Annotated in this window: 16 protein-coding genes; 6 read left to right on the top strand and 10 right to left on the bottom strand. The window is 63.2% G+C overall.

All coding sequences use genetic code 11. The features are described from left to right. Window positions 1-40: 40 nt before the first annotated feature. Complete coding sequence (locus RR_RS12395) at window positions 41-1228, bottom strand: redox-regulated ATPase YchF (protein ID WP_004958040.1); 1188 nt, start codon at window positions 1226-1228, stop codon at window positions 41-43. Between the two features lie 100 nt (window positions 1229-1328). Further along, a complete protein-coding gene (locus tag RR_RS12390) occupies window positions 1329-1826 on the bottom strand; it encodes a GNAT family N-acetyltransferase (RefSeq protein ID WP_049938937.1) in 498 nt (165 codons plus the stop codon). Between the two features lie 130 nt (window positions 1827-1956). Here RR_RS12390 and trpC point away from each other — a divergent pair, with 130 nt between their 5' ends. Genes trpC through RR_RS12370 form a run of 4 tightly spaced genes read left to right on the top strand, consistent with a single transcriptional unit; the run spans window position 1957 to window position 5742 of the window. Further along, window positions 1957-2772, top strand: coding sequence for an indole-3-glycerol phosphate synthase (gene trpC, locus RR_RS12385; protein ID WP_011223905.1), 816 nt, complete (start codon window positions 1957-1959; stop codon window positions 2770-2772). Beyond that, window positions 2769-4031, top strand: a complete 1263-nt coding sequence (gene trpB, locus RR_RS12380) for a tryptophan synthase subunit beta (RefSeq protein ID WP_004958030.1) — start codon at window positions 2769-2771, stop codon at window positions 4029-4031. Before trpC ends, trpB begins: the two co-directional genes overlap by 4 nt. Beyond that, entirely contained in the window at window positions 4031-4912 is an 882-nt protein-coding gene (trpA, locus tag RR_RS12375) for a tryptophan synthase subunit alpha (protein WP_004958029.1), read from the top strand. The genes trpB and trpA overlap by 1 nt, the downstream gene beginning before the upstream one ends. A gap of 26 nt (window positions 4913-4938) precedes the next feature. Then, window positions 4939-5742, top strand: a complete 804-nt coding sequence (locus RR_RS12370; RefSeq protein ID WP_004958027.1) for a 2-amino-3,7-dideoxy-D-threo-hept-6-ulosonate synthase — start codon at window positions 4939-4941, stop codon at window positions 5740-5742. Here RR_RS12370 and RR_RS12365 read toward each other — a convergent pair. Next, window positions 5739-6977 carry a P-loop NTPase gene (locus tag RR_RS12365; protein WP_049938936.1) on the bottom strand — a complete coding sequence of 413 codons (1239 nt, stop codon included), beginning with the start codon at window positions 6975-6977 and terminating at the stop codon, window positions 5739-5741. The two genes, RR_RS12370 and RR_RS12365, sit on opposite strands and share 4 nt — an antisense overlap. A 239-nt stretch (window positions 6978-7216) precedes the next feature. Between RR_RS12365 and RR_RS12360 the strand changes: the two genes are divergently transcribed. Continuing rightward, a complete protein-coding gene (locus RR_RS12360) occupies window positions 7217-8383 on the top strand; it encodes a 3-dehydroquinate synthase II (protein WP_011223903.1) in 1167 nt (388 codons plus the stop codon). A 35-nt stretch (window positions 8384-8418) separates the two neighbouring features. Here the strand turns inward: RR_RS12360 and RR_RS12355 are convergent, their stop codons facing one another. The 6 genes from RR_RS12355 to RR_RS12330 form a co-directional block, all read right to left on the bottom strand. After that, window positions 8419-8835 carry a DUF6677 family protein gene (locus tag RR_RS12355; protein ID WP_004958019.1) on the bottom strand — a complete coding sequence of 139 codons (417 nt, stop codon included), beginning with the start codon at window positions 8833-8835 and terminating at the stop codon, window positions 8419-8421. 84 nt (window positions 8836-8919) lie between these two features. Further along, window positions 8920-9609, bottom strand: a complete 690-nt coding sequence (locus tag RR_RS12350) for a type I 3-dehydroquinate dehydratase (protein ID WP_011223902.1) — start codon at window positions 9607-9609, stop codon at window positions 8920-8922. Between the two features lie 36 nt (window positions 9610-9645). Continuing rightward, window positions 9646-10674: a DNA-methyltransferase gene (locus RR_RS12345; RefSeq protein WP_011223901.1), complete on the bottom strand. Its 1029-nt coding sequence runs from the start codon at window positions 10672-10674 to the stop codon at window positions 9646-9648. 499 nt (window positions 10675-11173) lie between these two features. Beyond that, window positions 11174-12139 carry a transcription initiation factor IIB gene (locus RR_RS12340; protein ID WP_004591241.1) on the bottom strand — a complete coding sequence of 322 codons (966 nt, stop codon included), beginning with the start codon at window positions 12137-12139 and terminating at the stop codon, window positions 11174-11176. Between the two features lie 317 nt (window positions 12140-12456). After that, the gene (locus RR_RS12335; protein WP_011223900.1) at window positions 12457-14274 is read right to left on the bottom strand and encodes a flippase-like domain-containing protein; all 1818 of its coding nucleotides are present in this window, start codon (window positions 14272-14274) and stop codon (window positions 12457-12459) included. A gap of 68 nt (window positions 14275-14342) precedes the next feature. After that, window positions 14343-16061: a radical SAM protein gene (locus tag RR_RS12330; RefSeq protein ID WP_011223899.1), complete on the bottom strand. Its 1719-nt coding sequence runs from the start codon at window positions 16059-16061 to the stop codon at window positions 14343-14345. Between the two features lie 148 nt (window positions 16062-16209). Here RR_RS12330 and RR_RS12325 point away from each other — a divergent pair, with 148 nt between their 5' ends. After that, the gene (locus RR_RS12325; RefSeq protein WP_049938935.1) at window positions 16210-16548 is read left to right on the top strand and encodes a hypothetical protein; all 339 of its coding nucleotides are present in this window, start codon (window positions 16210-16212) and stop codon (window positions 16546-16548) included. A 60-nt stretch (window positions 16549-16608) separates the two neighbouring features. On the opposite strand, the gene nhaC is transcribed toward RR_RS12325, so the two are convergent. Continuing rightward, window positions 16609-18063, bottom strand: coding sequence for a Na+/H+ antiporter NhaC (gene nhaC, locus RR_RS12320; protein WP_004957998.1), 1455 nt, complete (start codon window positions 18061-18063; stop codon window positions 16609-16611). Between the last annotated feature and the right edge of the window lie 105 nt (window positions 18064-18168).

The raw sequence follows: 18168 nt of genomic DNA, 5'->3' as shown, positions 1-18168 counted from the left end.
GCTATCGCTGGGTCGGAAAGCAGTGCCGACAGCGATCCGCTCAGTTCGTCGTCGTGATCTCGACCACGTCCCGATGGTCAAGTTCAGTGTCAGCACCGATCTGTCGCTCGGTGCGCACGTCGTGGGCGTGGAGGAATCCCTCGCCGATATCGGTGTGCAGGAAGTACGCGAAGTCCTCGGCGGTCGACCCGTCTGGGAGGACGAAACAGTCCTGCAGGAAGGTCCCGTCTTCCTGGGGCTTGCGAGCCCCGGGGAACACCGCGATAGCTCCCAGTTCCTCGAACAGCGCGGTTTCGAGGGCCTGCTGGACGCCCGTGCCGCCGAAGTCGGTGACGAACTCCCGGATCTGTTCGAGCCCTGCGGCCTTCTCTTCTGGCAGGTCTGCCGTCACGGTGAACTCCTCATCGCCCGGCCGGTAGTCGAGTACCCCCTGCTCGTTGCCGTTTTTCAGTGCCTTCTCCGCGTGGGCTGAGACCGGGACAAATGTGAGATGCTCGTACTCCGGGTCCTCGGTGATTGGCTCCCAGTTTTCTTGCGCCGCTGGGGTGTCCATCTTGTTTGCCGCGATGAGCATCGGTTTCGTCCGGATGCGAATTTCCCGAGCGAGTGCCTCTCTGTCCTCGTCGTCCCAGGTGTCGGGGTCGAGTTCCAGGTCCAGCGCGAGGACGACCTGTTTAATCTCGTCGGCGTTGATTTTGAACGCCGACATCTGCTCGGCGAGGTCGTCCTCAATGGCCTTGTCCTCGCCGTGATAGCCCGAGCGGTAGCGCTCGATACCCTTCTCTAAGATGTCGAGATACCACATATCCAGTTCGTCTTCGAGGAAGTCGATGTCCTCGCGCGGGTCGTGGTCCTCGGTGGGTTCACCCTCCAGATCAGTCTCACCGGTGAAGTCGACGACGTGGACGAGCACGTCGGCCTCGTTGAGGTCCGTGAGGAACTGGTTCCCCAGCCCCTTCCCTTCGTGTGCGCCGGGGACGAGGCCGGCCACGTCGACGAGTTTTGTCGGGACGAACCGGACGCCCTCCGTGCAGTAGCCGTGGTTGGGCGTGCAGGTGTGGTCGAACTCTGGAGCCGCACAGTCGACGCGGACGTAGGCTTCGCCCATCGACGGGTCAATTGTCGTGAACGGGTACGCGCCCTCCGGCACATCGTTCATCGTCGCCGCATTGAAAAACGTGGACTTGCCGACAGAGGGCTTGCCGACGAGTCCGATCTTGTAGCTCATTGCACCGACGAAGCGGTTTCAGCGGCTTAAACGCTGTTACACGAGCTACGAGAGCGTGTGAGTCACACACGTACTGCGGGCTGCGAATGCGAGCCGGCGTTTACAATCGCCGCTCGTACACGTTCACCGGATGCTCCTGTCCGCCGACCTTTGCGGTCCGCTGGCCGACTTTCTCGAAGTGAGCGCGGTAGAACGCGTTGCCGACCTCGTTTTCTGCCAGCACCTCGTCGCGGATTTTCCGAACGGACAGGTCGTGCAAGTGCTGTTCGCCGCGGTGTAGCAGCTCCGTCCCGATACCTTCGCCCCAGTAGTCCGGGTGGACGTACAGGTCGAGGTCGCCGAAGCCGGTCGCGTCCGTCATCCCACAGCTCATGTACGCCACTACGTCGTCGTCGGCTGTCGAGACGAACAGGCCGACCTCGTCGAGCTCGATCATCTGCTCCAACAGCGGCGGCGTATACCCCTCTTTGAGGTGTTCTTCTACTGTCTCTGCCCCGAGAATGTCGTCGTACACGGTATGCCACGTGGCTCTGGCGACCCGGCGGATATCCGCAATGTCCACCGACTCGGCTGGCCGGATGGCTGTCTGGAACGACATATGTGAACATGTAACGCGAGACATCATAGAACTGTGGCCTTATTGACAGCAAGCAGTATCCGCCGTGTCCCGCCCCCTCTGAGAGAATAGGGCAACTCTTATGTACACTTCTGTACGTTAGTGTTCAGTAATGGACGACAGTGAGGAGATAGCACCAGCGGTTCAATCGATTCTCGACGCGGCGCGGGAGCGCGGTGGGGGCGGTGACCGGGTATCGGTGACACCGAAGTCGCTCCCTGACGCGTTTGAAGCGGCGGCAGACGCCGGGCGGACGCCGGTTGTCGCCGAAATCAAGCCGACCAGCCCGACCGCGGACGGCGAGCGGGCCGACGACCCGGTCGACCTCGCACAACAGATGGTCGAGGGCGGTGCGGCAGCGCTCTCGGTGTTGACAGAGCCGGACCACTTCGGCGGGTCGACGGCGACGCTCGAACGGGTTCGTGAGGCTGTCGACGTGCCCGTCCTGCGGAAGGACTTCATCCTCCACGAGAACCAGCTGGATGTCGTCGAAGCGGACGTGATCCTGCTCATCGTCCGGTTTCTTGAAGCGGACGGGACCGACGACCTCGCGGATCTCCTCACGGCTGCGCGCGAGCGCGGCTTCCAGGTCCTCGTGGAGACTCACACCGCGGCAGAGGTCGAGAAGGCGCTCGACGCCGGCGCGGACATCATCGGCGTCAACAACCGCGACCTCGGCGAGCTAGCGGTTGACCTCGGAACGTTCGAAGCTGTCGCGCCAGATATCCCGGAGGACGTCACACTCATTGCTGAAAGTGGCATACAGACAGCGGACGACGTTACGCGGATGCGCGACGCCGGTGCGGACGCCCTGCTGATCGGCTCGGCTATCATGGACCACGACGCGGCGACGGACGTGGAAGCGAACACGCGGCGACTGACACGCGCGAACACTGATGCAGTTGAGACAACAACTACAGACACATGAGTACTGACGACGCATACGACCCCAAGTTCGGCGAGTACGGTGGACAGTACGTGCCCGAGGCGCTGATGCCAGCTATCGAAGAGCTGACCGACGCCTACCAGCGGTACGTGCTCGAAAACGAGGACGGCTTCATGGACGAATTCCGGGAACGGCTGGCCGACTTCGGTGGCCGACCGACGCCGCTGCAGTACGCGGACCAGCTCTCGGCCCGGTACGACACGGACGTCTACCTCAAGCGCGAGGACCTGCTTCACGGCGGCGCACACAAGCTCAACAACGCGCTCGGACAGGTCTTGCTGGCGAAGTACATGGGCAAGGAGCGGATTATCGCCGAGACCGGCGCGGGCCAGCACGGCACGGCGACGGCGATGGCGGCGGCCCACCTCGATATGCCCTGTGAGATCTACATGGGCGAGAGCGATATCGCACGCCAGCGCCCCAACGTGTTCCGGATGCGCATCAACGGCTCCGAGGTTAATCCCGTCACGGTCGGCCGCGGCACGCTGAAGGAAGCCATCTCCGAGACGATGCGGGACTGGGCGACCACCGTCGAGAACACCCACTACGTCATCGGGAGTATCGTCGGTCCGCACCCGTTCCCGAAGATGGTGCGTGACTTCCACGCGGTCATTTCCGAAGAAGCCCGCAAACAGATACGTGAGACGACCGGTGGCCTGCCCGATTCCGTGATGGCCTGTGCTGGCGGCGGGTCGAACACTATGGGGATGTTCGCCGAGTTTATCGACGACCCCGAAGTCGACCTCTTCGCTGTCGAGGCCGGCGGCTCCTCGCTGCAGGTCGACGAGGAGAAGGGCGTCGCACCGAACTCCGCGACACTTTCAACTGGCGACGAAGGCGTGCTCCATGGCGCGCGCACGAAGCTCCTGCAGGATTCGGACGGCCAGATCATGGAATCCCACTCCGTTTCGTCGGGGCTGGACTACGCCGGTGTCGGCCCGGAACTCGCCCACCTTGTCGATGAGGAGCGCGTCACACCGGTCAACGTCGACGACGACGTCGCGCTGGAGGCGTTCCACCGCCTCTCACAGGACGAGGGTATCATCCCGGCCCTAGAGACAGCCCACGCCTTCGGTTACCTCGAAGAGCACCACGACGAAGTCGGTGACTCTGTCATCATCAACGTCTCCGGCCGCGGCGACAAGGACCTCGAAATCGCCATCGAGGAGACCGCGAAACGTGACCTCGATATCGCCCCGGACATGTCTATCTTCGAGCGCGTCGGCGGGGGTGGCCTCTGATGGGACTCGAACGCGCGTTCGCCGACGAGCCTGCTTTCGTCCCGTACCTTGCGGCCGGCGACCCGAACTACGAGGCGTCGCTAGAATACGTCGAGGCGCTAGCCCGCGGCGGCGCGGATGTCATCGAACTCGGCCTGCCGTTTTCCGAGCCGATTGCTGAGGGCAAAACTATCCAGAACGCTATCGTCCGCTCGCTGGAAGCCGGGATGACGCCTGACCGCTTCTTCCAGTTCGTCGAGGACCTCGACGTGGACGTGCCGCTGGTGTGTATGACCTACTACAACCTCATCTATCAGTACGGTGAGGGTGATAGCGAGTCGCGAAGCGACTCGGAAAACGCGAGCGGTGAAACCGCGAGCCAGGGACCCCGCCCCTTCGTCGAGAAGGCCGCCGCGGTCGGCATCGAGGGGCTCGTCGTCCCGGACCTCCCCGGAGAGGAAGCCGGCCCGCTCCGGACGGCCTGTGATGAATTCGACCTTGACCTGGTGTTCATTGTCGCACCAACGACGAAGGGTGACCGGCTCGAACGGATGCTCGAACAGGTGTCTGGCTACGTGTACGTGCAGGCCCGTCTGGGCGTCACCGGCGCGCGCGAGGACGTAGATGATGCTACCGAGGACTCGCTGGCCCGACTGTCCGATTGGGACGTGCCCAAGGCTGTCGGGTTCGGCATCAAGACCGGTGCCCACGCCGAACGAATCGTTTCTGCCGGCGCTGACGGTATCATCGTCGGCTCCGCGCTGGTCGATATCGTCGCCGAGGGCCACGAGAACGGCGATTCGACCGATGCTGTGGCCGACCGGCTCGAAGCGAAGGCTCGCGAACTCAAAGAGGGGGCGCTCCGGGGAGCGGCAGAACGACCGCAACCGGAACGCACATAATCGTACTTGCCACACTGTCTCATAACATGACTGCAGGAAAACGCGCACGACTCGAACGTATCGGGACAGACGACACATACGTCATCATCCCGATGGACCACGGCATCACAATGGGGGCTGTAAAGGGCCTCAAAGACATCGAAGCAACGATTGACGCGGTCACCAGCGGTGGCGCGGACGCCGTCCTTACCCAGCGTGGCATCGCCGGGCGGGTTCACCCCAACAAGAACGACGCGGGCTATATCACGCATCTCAATGGCTCTACTACTATCGGCCCGGACGAGCAGGACAAGCGGACCACGGGGACGGTGGAAGACGCCATCCGCGCCGGGGCCGACGCCGTCTCGTTCCATATCAACGTCGGCAGCCAGTACGAACCCGAACAGATCGAGGAACTCTCCGAGCTGACGACCGAAGCCAGCCAGTACGGCCTGCCGGTGCTGGCGATGGCCTACGCCCGCGGTCCCGACATCGACTCCGAGAACGAGGACTACAACGAATCCGTCGGCCACGCCGTCCGACTGGCCGAGGAACTGGGCGCGGACATCGTCAAAACCGGCTACACCGGCTCCGCCGAGACGTTCCAGCACGTTGTCGAGTCCACGTCGCTGCCGGTGGTCATCGCCGGCGGCTCGAAAGGGACTGACGAGGATACCGTCCGGATGGTCCGCGGGACGATGGACGCCGGAGCCTCTGGCGTTTCCATGGGCCGATCTATTTTCCAGCACGACGAACCGGAGAAGATTGCGCGCGCCGTCTCCGCCGTCGTCCACGACGACGCCACCACCGAGGAAGCGCTCCGCGAAGCCGGACTGGCTGTCGAGGCCTAAAGGCCAAACAGCGACCGCATTCTCTCGCCGAGACCAGCAGCGCCGCTGCCGCCGGCGTCGGCGTCATCGTTGCTTTGGGAGTCTGACGACGAGTCGATGGCCGGGTCGAGAGCAAACTCCGGTGCATCGTGGCCCGACCCGTCAGTTGTGGACTGCGATGTCTCAGCGGTCGAGTCCGACAGGGCAACATCTCGATCCGGCCTGTCGACCGGTCCCGGCTCGCTGTCGACGAGGTCAGTGCCGTCGATGACCGGCGCGGTTCCGGTGTTCTTCTTGGAGTCCGCTGGCTGCGGTCCCGAAACAGAAGCTGGCGATGTCGCTGTGTCGTCCGCCGGCCGGTCACCACCATCGTCGGCGATTCCATCCCGACGGTGAATCTTCCGCCCACCGTCGGTTGTTTCGACGGACTCAGTTGTGCGCCCATGTGCTTGGTCGTCCGTTCGATGAGAGGTTGGCACCGTGTCCCCCGGGGCCGCTTCCGTGGTTGCATCTGCTGTGGAATCAGTCGATGCTTTCGCTGTGTCGATGAGCTGTTCCGAGATCCGCTCGTAGGCTATCGCGGCGCCGCTGCTGGGCGCGTTCTGAACGACGGGCACACCGCTATCCTGAGAATGCGGGACCGCGTCGTCTTCCGGCACGTGGCCGAGCAGTTCGACGTCGAGGAACTCCGAAATCTCGTCGGCACCCGGCGATGCCCCTGTCCCGGATTTCGTGAGGATGAGGCCCCGAACCGGCGCTTCGATCCGCTCGGCGAGCTCTTTCGTGTTCGAAACGTTCCGGATCGACGCTACCCGCGGGGTCGAAACGAGCAACACGTCGTCGGCGAGCTTGAGCGGCTGAATCGTCTCCTCGCTCAGCCCCGCCGGCGTATCCAACAGGACGATGTCGTGGTGCCACCGAAGTGTTTCGACGAGACCGGGCAGCCGGTCGAGGTCGGTGTCCGCGTACCCTTCAAGCGTGGTCCCGCTCGGCACGATTGACAGGTCGGCGTCGGTTTCGTACATTGCCTCCGTGACCGACGCGTTGCCGGCGAGCACGTCGTGAAACGTCGCGTCCTCGTCGGTGTCGATGTCGACATCGAGAAAGTCGACGATATTTGCCATCGCGAGGTCCATTTCCACGACGACGGTCGAGTATCCGGCTGCCGCCAGCAGTGTGCCGAGGTTGATGCTGGACGTCGTCTTTCCGACCCCCCCTTTCGCCCCGGCGATTGTGTAGACGTGGTTAGTAACCATCCGTAGCTGGACCGTAGTATTGACTACCTTGTTAGTAAGGTTCATTGATAAGTCTACTGGCCAACACTTAATTGCGATAACCTGGTGTAAATAAATAATAACTGTTGTATACTGCGCTTCTATGTTCAGGGAATCCAACCGGTGTCGCCTGCCGTACGGATATCCCTTCCCTGTCTGCCACTCAACAGACCCACCCGGGTTCCGCCACGTTCAAGCCCCGCCGTTGCGGACGTGGGCGTATGACTCGAAGCGTCTGGCTCAAAGCCGACAGCGAGGTCGGCGATTGGGAGACACGGAAACGCCGGATAACCGCCGGTATCGAGGCCGGCGTCGACTGGGTACTTGTCGACGAGGAAGACGTTGATCGCGTCTCCGAACTCGGCGAGATAAACATCGCCGCGTTCACCAACGGCGACGTCCACGTGATGGAGGCCGAGGCGGAGGATTCAGAGGCTGATGCGACCATCGTCGGGAAAGACGGTGAGGGCGACGGGACAGTCGACCTTCCGTCTGACTTTTCCGGCTCTGCGGACCTCTCGACGCTGCGGCAGAACGGGGCCGCCCCTGACGGCGGCTACGTCCGCATCTTCGACGAGGACTACGAGGCCTTCGCCGAAGCGGTCGCTGCCGAAGCCGACTTCACGATCGTCATCGGCGAGAACTGGCAGATCATTCCGCTCGAAAACCTCATCGCCCGTGTCGGCGAGGAGACGGACCTCATCGCCGGCGTCCGGACCGCTGAGGACGCCCGGACGGCCTACGAGACACTGGAACTGGGGGCTGACGGCGTCCTGCTGGACACCGACGAAGTCGACGAAATCCGCAAGACAGTGGAGGTCCGCGACGAGATGGGTCGGGAGTCACTCGACCTAGAGTACGCCGAGGTCACCGCTATCGAGCAGACCGGCTCCGCCGACCGCGTCTGTATCGACACGGGCAGCCTGATGGAACACGATGAGGGAATGCTCGTCGGGTCGATGGCTCGCGGCCTCTTTTTCGTCCACGCCGAGACGGCTGAGTCGCCGTACGTCGCCTCCCGGCCGTTCCGGGTCAACGCTGGCGCGGTCCACGCCTACGTCCGAACGCCTGACGGTGGGACGAAGTACCTCTCTGAACTCCAGTCCGGCGACGAGGTCCAGATAGTCGATGCGAACGGACGCACCCGCGAGGCCATCGTCGGCCGCGCGAAAATCGAGAAGCGCCCGATGTTCCGCGTTCAGGCTGAAACCGAAGACAGCGACCGAATCGAGACGCTGCTCCAGAACGCCGAGACGATCAAGGTTCACACTCAGGACGGCCGAACCGCCGTCACGGACCTCGAACCGGGCGACGAAATCCTCATTCACCACGAGGACACGGCGACGCACTTCGGCGAACGGATCGAAGAGAGCATCATCGAAAAGTAAGCTGACTTCGTTTGGGGCTGACCGCAACCCGCAGGTTACTGCTGGTCCGCCTCAACCGGTTCCAGTTGCGTCGTACACCAGTGACAGAAGTCGATGTCTTCGTCGAGTTCTTTGCCGCAGTTCGGACACGTCATGCCGGCTTCGACCTCCTGAGTCTGGTTCTCGTTGACTGCGAGCCAGTAGGCGTCGACAACGTTGAGCGTCGTAATCACGACCGAACCGATTGTCACCTCGGTGGGTCTGGACTGATACGACGACGAGATAGCCTCTAGGCTTAGCTGGGTGACAGGGTCGATAGCGCCAGTGACGACGAACACCACCGACAGCATGAACAGTAATCCGAGCCACAGCAGTCCCCGCACCCACTTACGGAGGTAGAAGTGTCCCAATCCAGGGAAGATGAACGCAAGCACCACGGCCAGCAACGGCCGCTTGCGTCCTGTGTCAGTCATACTCGGCGAATCTATCTCGCATACCCGTATATCTTCCGAAGGACCACTGTCCGGACGAAAGCCTCCTGACGGGCGGCTACCGGCTCAGGCGTCGCTCTGTAGCTGTCCGACCAGTGTCCGGAGCGTCGCGAGGTCGTACTGGCCCGGTGCGGTCGCGTCAGCAGGGTCGACCGGTGCGTAGCCGATGCGAGAGCCGTACACCGGGGCGACAGCCCTGGAGTGGCGGCCAGCCGCACCCATGCACATCGTGGCGACCTGTTCGCCTTCGGCGGTCAGTTCGCGGGTTGCCCCGAGCATCGCCAGCACGTCGTCCGGCGACTGGGCCGTGCTGGCCATCTTCCCAACGTCGCCGTGTGCACAGGCCCGTTCGAGCCGACTCACGATTGCCTCACGGTCGGGCGTCGACTCGAAGTTGTGTGTCGAGACGACGACGGATGCTCCGCGGTCGCGGGCAGCGTCGGCGACGCGGCCAGCGTCGTGGTCGCCAGCACCCTCCAGCGCTGCGAGTTCGAGGTCGACAGCCGTCACGGCGTCGTGTTCGAGCGCGGTTTCGAGCGCATCAAGACGACCCGCGGTGTCGGCGGCCTCGCCGCCCTCCCACGTCGGCCGGTTCGTGACGAGTATCGGGAGGTCGCCGTCGTAGGCGTCCAGCTGTGCCAGCGGCTCGTCGGCGAAATCCATCCGTAGCTCCAGTCCGTCGGCATCGACGCGGGCGGCCGGTTCCACCCCGAGGTCGTCGGTGGCGGCGAGCAGGGTGAACGACTCGAAGTCCATAGGTCAGCTTCGGCGGAGCCGCACAAAAAGCCGCGCTTACTCGACCGGCTCGTGGACGGCCCGGAAGCCGTCATCGGTCGCCGTAACGGCGTCGACTGCGTAGAACTGAATCCGTTGTTCCTGTTTCGTGTTGACGGCGAAGTCGTACTGCTCGGCCTCATATCCCGGTTCTTTCCCGTCGGCGCGCCGTTGTGCCACCCATGAGCGATGCTCAGCGAGACGCTCCTGAGCGATGGTTCGAGAACGCTCCGGGGCGGTGGCGACCCGTTCTTCGAGCGCCGACAACAGGTCCGGGTCGCGGTCCACACCTATCGAGTTCCGCCCGGCGACCATCGCCGCCAGCGTCGTCGTCCCGGTCCCGAGAAACGGGTCCAGCACCGTATCGCCGTACACCGAGAACATTGAGATAAGTCGGTACGGCACGGTCAGCGGGAAGGCTCCAGAGCGGTCCCGAAGCCCGTCGTCGAGGTCCTGCGTCTCGCCGGGGAGTTCCCAGAGGTCGGAGAACCACTCGTTGCGCTCCTCCCAGAAGTAGGCGCTCTCGTAGCGGCGGTCTGCGCCGGGTTCGAGGCGGCGGCGCTCCCCATTGCGGAACACGAGGATGTGTTCGTGCTCAAGCGTCGGATAGGCGTTCGGCGGGACCATCCCCGAGCCCATGAACTTCGCGCCGCTGTTGGTTGGCTTCCGCCACAGGATATCGGGCAACGCGCGAAGTCCGTGGTCGGTCAGCCGGTCGGTTATCTCCGCGTGGTTCGGGTAGGAACGGAACCCGTCCGAAAGCGACCGTGTCGCGTCCCCGACGTTGATGCAGGCGATGCCGCCGGGAACCAGCACACGCTCTATCTCGGCCCACACCGCATCAAGCACGTCGTGCATCAGCGTGAACGCGCGGTCGCCGTCGTCACTGTCCAGCGCCGTCCCGATGTCGGGGTCCAGTGCAGTGAAGATGTCGTCCCACATCTCGATCATCGGGTACGGTGGGGATGTGATCACCAGCTCGACGCTGTCGTCGGGGCACGCAAGCGTGCGGGCGTCACCGGTTCGAACCCGGTGTGTCGTCTCCATACCGGTCCCAGCAGATGAGACGACTCTAGTCTTGCGGTTATCGGTCGGTATCTGTGGCTATCGTCTAGTGTTGAACTACCGACCATAGACAGCCAGAAAGCCCCCGACACGCTCCGGTCCCGCGGCTCGTTGCGCTCCTCAGTCGTTGCACTCCCTGTGGTGCTTACGTCGCCGGGGTTCCCGGGGCGTGGGTGGTCGGCTCTGTCGACCACCGCATAACGTGGCGGCGATGCCGCCACGCTGTCGACCCCTTTCAGTCCACCCGTTTTCGGATGCCCAATCAGTTATGAGGTGGGACTGAAAGGGGCGGGCGGCTGAACGACGGCGGACGAAGCAAGGACCGCAGTGAGCAAAGCGAACGAGGACCACAGCGAGTCCCCCGAGTTCAGCCGGCCGGGGCTTTCTGGCTGTTCAGACTGTCCGCTGCAGGAGCGGACACTACGCTTGGAAACAGCAGTCAAAACCCGGTTCTCAGAGCAATACCAGACGAGAGTGGAGCTTACGCGACAGGCAGGTCCTGCTCGGCTTCCAGCAGTTCGTGATACCGGTTGCGGATAGTGACCTCGGAGATGTCGGCGACCTCAGACACGGCGGCCTGCGTCGTCTTCTCGTTGGTCAGCAGTGCGGCGGCGTACACCGCGGCGGCGGCGAGGCCGACCGGTGACTTCCCAGAGTGGACGCCCTGCTCTTTTGCGTTCTGGAGAAGCTGGCGGGCGCGGTGCTCGGCCTCGTCGGACAGTTCCAGCGAGGAAGCAAAGCGCGGAACGTAGCTCTCGGGGTCAGCAGGGCGCACTTCGAGCGAGAGTTCGCGGACGACGTAGCGGTAGGTCCGGGCGATTTCGCTCTTCTCGACGCGGGAGACCTCCGTGATCTCGTCGAGCGAGCGTGGGACGCCAGCCTGTCGCGCGGCGGCGTAGACGGAAGCTGTCGAGACACCCTCGATGGAGCGGCCGGGCAGCAGGTCCTCGTCGAGCGCGCGGCGGTAGATGACGCTGGCCGTTTCGCGGACGTTTTCGGGGAGGCCGAGCGCAGAAGCCATCCGGTCAATCTCACCGAGGGCCTGCTTGAGGTTGCGTTCCTTGGAGTCTCGCGTTCTAAAGCGCTCGTTCCACTTGCGCAGGCGCTGCATCTTCTGGCGCTGCTTGCCCGACAGGGAGTTGCCGTAGGCGTCCTTGTCGCGCCAGTCGATGTTGGTCGACAGCCCCTTGTCGTGCATCATGTTCGTCGTCGGCGCACCGACGCGGGACTTCTCGTCTTTCTCGCTGGAGTCGAACGCGCGCCACTCGGGGCCGCGGTCGATTTCGTCGGACTCGACGACCAGGCCACAGTCCTCACAGACCGTTTCGCCGTGTTCGTCGTCGATAACGAGCGAGCCACTGCACTCCGGGCACGCTGTGCTCTCCGATTCCGTCGACTCCGTCGTCTGTTCTTCACGCTGCTGTCGTGTCCGTGTGTGTTCACTCATTGGTTGCGAAGGCGGGTGCTCACCGGGTGGGAGACATCACAGAACCCGGAGGCAGTCGGTAACACTGTATTCGAACGAAAGTCATTAAAGCATTCCGGTATTGTCATGGAGACCGCCGATACACGTCACGAAACCCATGTTTGTGCATTGGTCGCATGACCATTCATATAATGACTGTCGGGTATTTTGACTGATTTCCCACAACCCGGTTATAATCACAGACAATAGGTAGCGTCGTCCCCGTCGCTGTCACTTCCTATTGCTATAGTAATCCCAGTAATGACAGAGCGCTGTTGCAGGGCGTGTCAAAACTGCGGTCAGTCGTTCGTTTCCGGTTCGATAGCGTCTGTAGACTGGGACTCTTCGACGGCCGTCGTCAGCGAGACGTTGAGCCAGCCCATCGACGCGACGCCGCCAATGATGGTGACGATGTTCTTTACCGCGTGGTCGACGATGGCGACGCCAATAGCCGCGGCGACGCCGACCGGCGTCAGTGACGCGACGATGACGGTGAACGCACCCTCGTAGAGCCCGACCCCACCGGGGGTCAACGGCAGGACCTTTGCGAGGTTCCCGACACTGACCGCGAAGAAGCCAACGGCCACCAGCGACGGCGTCAGGCTGTAGCCGAAGGCCGCAAAGACGATCAGGGCCGTTATCACGTCAAACGTCCAGATGAGGAGACTGCCGATGCCGACACGGGTGAAGGCCGACCCATCGGCGGCCACCGTCTGTACGTCGCCGACGAACCCCTCGATGATGCCAGCGACGTAGTCGGCATAGGAGTCGCTGCTCAGCCGGCCGATGCCCGCTCGGACGAGGTTCCGGTCGCTCCGCGCACTGGCGACGATGGCCACCACTGCACCAATTGCTGCAAGGCCGACACCGCCTGCCACGGCCACGGCGGTTCGCCCGCTGCTGGCCGCGTCGCCGCCGACGGCATCGCCCGTCAGCGCCGTCAGCAACTGTTCGGCCGACCCAGTCACGGCTAGCCCGATCATGACGACGCCGGCGAGGAGCGTTATCGTCAGCAGGTCGAACACGCGCTCGACGGCCAGCGACGCGAACCCGGAGGGGTATGGAATCGAGCGACGGGCCTTGATAACGTACGCCCGAACCGCGTCACCAGCTCGCGCTGGGAACACGAGGTTCCCGGTCTGGCTGATGAATATCGCGCCTGTCAGGAAGTCCCACCGCTCACGATACCCCATCGAAACGAGGATGTCCCGGTAGCGGATGCCACGGAGCGGCCATGAAACAGCATAAAACACGGCACTCAGCGCGACGATTTCCGGTGCCGCCCCGGCCATCTCCGCGAGGACGCGGTCGGGGTCAAGATACTGTGTCATCAACAGAAGGGCAATAACGACGAGCATCGTGCCCGCGCCGAGCGACACCTCACGGGTAATCCGGGGGCTGACCGACAGTTCCCAGAACGTCCGGAGTATCTGGCTCCCCATGCCAAACACGTCCCGGACGATGTCGACCTTCGAATCGCCCTTGGGCGTCCAGTCGACGGGGAACTCCTTCACCCGATAGCCGTTGCGCTGGGCCTTGACAAGCAGTTCCGTGTCCCAGAACCAGTGCTCGTCCTGGACGAGGGGCAACAGCGTCTCCAGTGCCCCCCGGTCGAAGGCCTTGAACCCGCACTGGTGGTCCTTGAGGTCCGAGCGGAGGACCGTCCGAACGAGCGTGTTGTAGCCGAAGCTCGGAATCCCGCGCTTCGCGGGTCGGTCGGCTCGGTTTTCGGGCAGCCACCGTGACCCCGTCGCCACGTCATAGCCGTCGACGCGGACGGCGTTGACGAGCTCTTCGAGATGCGACATATCCGTCGCCAGGTCCGTATCAAAATACACCAGTGTGTCGCCGTCGGCCTGGTCGAAGGCGTACTCTAACGCGCCGCCGCGTCCGAGGCGGTCGTCGCTGTGGACGTGTCGGATCCGGCTGTCCTCGTTCGCGAGCCGCGCCGCGATTTCGGGTGTGCGGTCCGAGCAACCGTCCTCCGCGACGATGACCTCATACGCGTCTTCGGAGAGAAACGAGGCGAGCGTTTCGAGTGTTATCGACACCGTCTGCTCGATGGTATCCGCCTCGTTGTAGGCAGGGAGAACGACGCTCACCTTGACCGCAGTCATACGCTCTTGGTCATCCCCGGAGTGAAAAGTACTTTCCGTTCGGTATGCTTTCGGGACCAAACCGGCTGTTAGTCAGCGCCTTCCTGTGACCGGGTGGTTGCGAACCGCTCGATTGACGCGACGTCGATATCTCCGACCGATTCGTAGGGTCTGTTTACCACCACATCGCCGGCGGTGCTCCGGCCGATACCGGGAATCTCGGTGAGTTCGTTCATCGACGCGCTGTTGAGGTCCAGCGGGTAGGGGACGCCGGTGACCGACCGGTAGCCGTGGTCGGTGACCGCGATGTCGACGACACTGCCGAGTTCGCGTTCGCCCGGAATGCCCACAAGGAGCGGGTAGGTCCCCAACTGCCGGCCGAACGTCTTGCCGTCCTGATGGTACTCTAGATGGACATCGGGCAGCACCGTTCCCGGCGGCGCGACCCGCTGGAGCATCGGGTTATCGATGGTTTCACGGACCTCCTGTTTGTACTGCTTGAACAGTTGTTTGTGGTCCTTAGCGATTTCTGCGCCGGTGTCGGCCATGTCGGTCCCCTCGAAGGCCATCACCTGCCGGATGTTCACCCGCCGGAGCATGAGCCCCTCGTCGTACACCCGCTGGAGGAACCGCTTGTTGTGCTCGAAGGTCTCCCGCGTCTCGCCTTTCAGCCCGTGGACGAGATTGATACCGGGCAGGAGTTTGGGGAGCCGCCGAGCGGCGTCGTCGCCAAAGTTGGGGGCAGTGTCTTTATCTCCTCCGGGTCGCCAGCCAGCCACCTCGTTGACGATTTTCACCGCCTCGAAACACTGGTCGGCGGTGACGTTGAGGTTGTTGTCGCTCATCACGTTCGGGTCGGCTGACTCCAGGCCGAAGGCGGCGGTATCGCCGGGCGTGTTGTGTTCGGCGATGATGCGAATCCCCTCGCGGGCCTTCTCGGGCCACTTCACAACCGTGATGGGATTCATATTGTCGAGATGCAGCGTCTCAAGGTCCGGCGCAACGTCGCGGATACCGCCGTAGAGCCGCCGCAGGGCGTCGGGATTCGGTGCTTCACCGTCACCGCCGTACGCGAGGATGTCGGCCTGCCGGCCCAGCCGGAAGTGCTTCACACCGCGGTCCGAGAGGGCATCGACTTCATCGACAACACTCTCGGGCGGCCGGAAGTCCGGGTTGCCGTACATCGGCTCCGTACAGAAGGAACACCGGTACGGACAGCCCCGGGAAGTCTCCATCTCGCAGATGAGGTAGTCGGGGTGGTTCGGGTGCTGTTCGACAACGAACGCGCCGGCGCGGGCCCAACGTGTCTCCTCCTCGATGTCGCGGTAGCGGTCGTTGAACCCCTCCAGGCCGGACTCCACGAGGTCGAACACCGCGGCCTCGACGTCCGCCATCGCCAGGAAGTCGAAATCGAGGTCGTCGCGGGCCGTCTCGCTCGCTCCCTCGTTTGCCTCGCCGACGCCGAAGCGGACCGGACCGCCCATGATGGAGGTCCCGTTGGCCGTCCAAGCCAGCTCGCGCACTTCGTCGGGTTCCGCCGGCGTCCCACCGACGTACTTGCCGGGAACGGTCATGCCGCCGACGTATACCATGAGGTCGGCGGCCTCAACGTCTCGCCAGACTGCGTTGTCCTCCCGGAGTTCGTCGATGGTGTGATACGTTATCTGCTCGCGGGGGACGCCGGCATCGACGAGCGCGCCGGCGGCGTACCGCGGATACGTCGAGATGTACGGCGGCACCCCGAAGTGCGCGGGCTCGTCGACGTAGCCGTCGACGATGGTCACGTCGAGCGTCTCGGGGTCAGTCATACCCGTCGCTTGACGTTCGATACCTAAAACCGTGTCTGGTCGGCCGTGGAAACAGGAACGGTTATGTGCGAGCTAAAGAGGGCGTAGTCAGCACCACGGCCACCCATGGTACAAAATCACTTTCTCCCAGCCCGTGCCATGGATGTGTATGGAACGGGTCGAATTTACGGTCCGTGGCGAAGGGGCCAGCACGCTGCCCAGCGCGTTCCACGATATCGCCGAAGATTCCCGCGAGCTGTATGACGGCAACGGGTTCGTTGTGGCGGTTACGGAGAACCACTACCGCATGGAACTCACTGAGGTACAGGCGACGACCGTGCTGGAGCTAATAGATGAGACAACTTGCGAGGTGACGATCATCGCTGGCGGCGGTGGATACGGATTGACAGCCGATGCGGGTGGCCGTGAATCCGAGGAGGTTCGAAAGGTCAGGCGTCGACTCGAAACGTTCTGTGAGGACCGCAATCTCACTGTCGAACGGATGTAGGCCAGCAGCACTTCCGGAGGGGATGATGCGGTGACAGCAATCGCCCAGGGGCAGCCGAATTCAGTCGTCGGCGACAGCGGATGACGTAGCTGAATCAGCTTGCTCGGACCCGTCGTATCGGCCACCGAACAGCGTTGTCGCAAACAGGATTAGCGGCGAGAGGAACGCGAAGAAGTAGTACGGGGCATAGGCAAGCGTTCCGACCCCAAAGACTGCGGACATGTAGACGGCACCGGCGTGCCACGGGAAGAGCGCGCCGGTCGGGGTTCCGGCGGACTCGATAGCCTGTGAGAGGTCGTCGCTGGACAGACCGTACTCGTCATAGAGGTTCCGGAGCGTGAGTCCGGGGACGACGATGCTCATGTACTGCTGGGCCGAGAAGGCGTTGACGAAGATGGCCGAAACGCCGGTCCCGACGACTAAGCTGCGCGGGCCGCGGACAGCAGTTGCGAGATGGTGTGCGAGCACGGCGAGGACGCCGGTCCGCTCAAGGAGCCCACCGAGACTGAGAGCCGCGACGACGACGGCAATCGTCCAGGCCGACCCTGAGATACCACCGCTTGCCAGTAGGTCGTTCACGAGGGCTGTCCCCGTCTCAGGGGCCGTCCCATCGAGAAAGACAGTCCAGGCGGCAGTGAACGACCGGCCCTGCACGAAGATGGTCGTGAAGGCCCCGGCGAAGACTCCGGCGACGAGCGTCGGGAGCGCCGGGATGCCGTACAGTGCCAGCCCGAAGGTGACAATGAGTGGAAGGAGCACCAGCACTGAGAGGTCGTAGCTCCCAGCGAGTGCGCCCTGTATCTCGGCGACACGCCCGGTCGGGATTTCACCGACGGCACGCAGTCCCAGAACAGCGTAGAGCAGGACCGAGAGGCCAAACGCCAGCACAGTCCCGTTGCGCATCGCCCGGATGTGGTCGTAGAGGTCGGTGTTCGTCACGGCGGCCGCGAGGTTTGTCGTGTCTGAGAGGGGAGACTGCTTGTCGCCCGCGTAGGCACCCGAGAGGATAGCACCAGCGGTCATCGGTGTTGGCACGCCGAGACCGGAGCCGATGCCGATGAAGGCCACGCCAAGAGTGCCGGCTGTCGTCCACGACGACCCAATAGAAAAGGCGACGACCATCGCAAGCAGCGCCGTCGCCGGCAGGAACACGTCCGGCGTCAGTATCGAGAGGCCATAGTACATCAGCCCGGGGATAGTCCCCGCGCTCACCCACGTCGCGATGAGTCCGTAGATGATGAACAGGATGAGAATGGCCTGCAGCCCCATCAGCAGACTGTCCGCGAGGCCCTCGTAGAGGTCGTCCCACGAGTACCCTAACCAGTATTTGCCGACTGCGCCAGTCAGCACAATGCTCCAGAGCAGCGGCCCGTGTGGGGCCAGCTTCAGATATCCCGATCCGATGCCGAGGAACAGAACGACACCGAGTACGGGGACCAGCGCCTGCAGTACCCCCGGACGGCGCTCCGACGGGATGTCCTCGTACGTCAGCGGTTCGAGAGTGAGTGATGTCACGTCTACGCCGACCTAATAACTTGTGTGTATTAAAACGAGCGATAATATCTCTGTAGCGCATATGTGACACTGTCACTTTCAAGCCTATCGTTACCAAGCATCGAT

This window comes from Haloarcula marismortui ATCC 43049 (assembly GCF_000011085.1).
Taxonomy (GTDB): domain Archaea; phylum Halobacteriota; class Halobacteria; order Halobacteriales; family Haloarculaceae; genus Haloarcula; species Haloarcula marismortui.
Note: the sequence above shows the minus strand (reverse complement) of the source record. Positions and strands in the feature narration are given on the sequence as shown.

What these genes read in the sequence shown, in the direction of transcription:
- trpA (WP_004958029.1), top strand. Translation starts at nt 4,031, where the DNA reads ATGGGACTCGAACGCGCGTTCGCCGACGAGCCTGCTTTCGTCCCGTAC.
- RR_RS12370 (WP_004958027.1), top strand. Translation starts at nt 4,939, where the DNA reads ATGACTGCAGGAAAACGCGCACGACTCGAACGTATCGGGACAGACGAC.
- RR_RS12330 (WP_011223899.1), bottom strand. Translation starts at nt 16,061, where the DNA reads ATGACTGACCCCGAGACGCTCGACGTGACCATCGTCGACGGCTACGTC.
- RR_RS12350 (WP_011223902.1), bottom strand. Translation starts at nt 9,609, where the DNA reads ATGGACTTCGAGTCGTTCACCCTGCTCGCCGCCACCGACGACCTCGGG.
- RR_RS12345 (WP_011223901.1), bottom strand. Translation starts at nt 10,674, where the DNA reads ATGGAGACGACACACCGGGTTCGAACCGGTGACGCCCGCACGCTTGCG.
- RR_RS12355 (WP_004958019.1), bottom strand. Translation starts at nt 8,835, where the DNA reads ATGACTGACACAGGACGCAAGCGGCCGTTGCTGGCCGTGGTGCTTGCG.
- RR_RS12335 (WP_011223900.1), bottom strand. Translation starts at nt 14,274, where the DNA reads ATGACTGCGGTCAAGGTGAGCGTCGTTCTCCCTGCCTACAACGAGGCG.
- trpC (WP_011223905.1), top strand. Translation starts at nt 1,957, where the DNA reads ATGGACGACAGTGAGGAGATAGCACCAGCGGTTCAATCGATTCTCGAC.
- RR_RS12395 (WP_004958040.1), bottom strand. Translation starts at nt 1,228, where the DNA reads ATGAGCTACAAGATCGGACTCGTCGGCAAGCCCTCTGTCGGCAAGTCC.
- RR_RS12340 (WP_004591241.1), bottom strand. Translation starts at nt 12,139, where the DNA reads ATGAGTGAACACACACGGACACGACAGCAGCGTGAAGAACAGACGACG.
- RR_RS12325 (WP_049938935.1), top strand. Translation starts at nt 16,210, where the DNA reads ATGGAACGGGTCGAATTTACGGTCCGTGGCGAAGGGGCCAGCACGCTG.
- RR_RS12360 (WP_011223903.1), top strand. Translation starts at nt 7,217, where the DNA reads ATGACTCGAAGCGTCTGGCTCAAAGCCGACAGCGAGGTCGGCGATTGG.
- RR_RS12390 (WP_049938937.1), bottom strand. Translation starts at nt 1,826, where the DNA reads ATGTCGTTCCAGACAGCCATCCGGCCAGCCGAGTCGGTGGACATTGCG.
- trpB (WP_004958030.1), top strand. Translation starts at nt 2,769, where the DNA reads ATGAGTACTGACGACGCATACGACCCCAAGTTCGGCGAGTACGGTGGA.
- RR_RS12365 (WP_049938936.1), bottom strand. Translation starts at nt 6,977, where the DNA reads ATGGTTACTAACCACGTCTACACAATCGCCGGGGCGAAAGGGGGGGTC.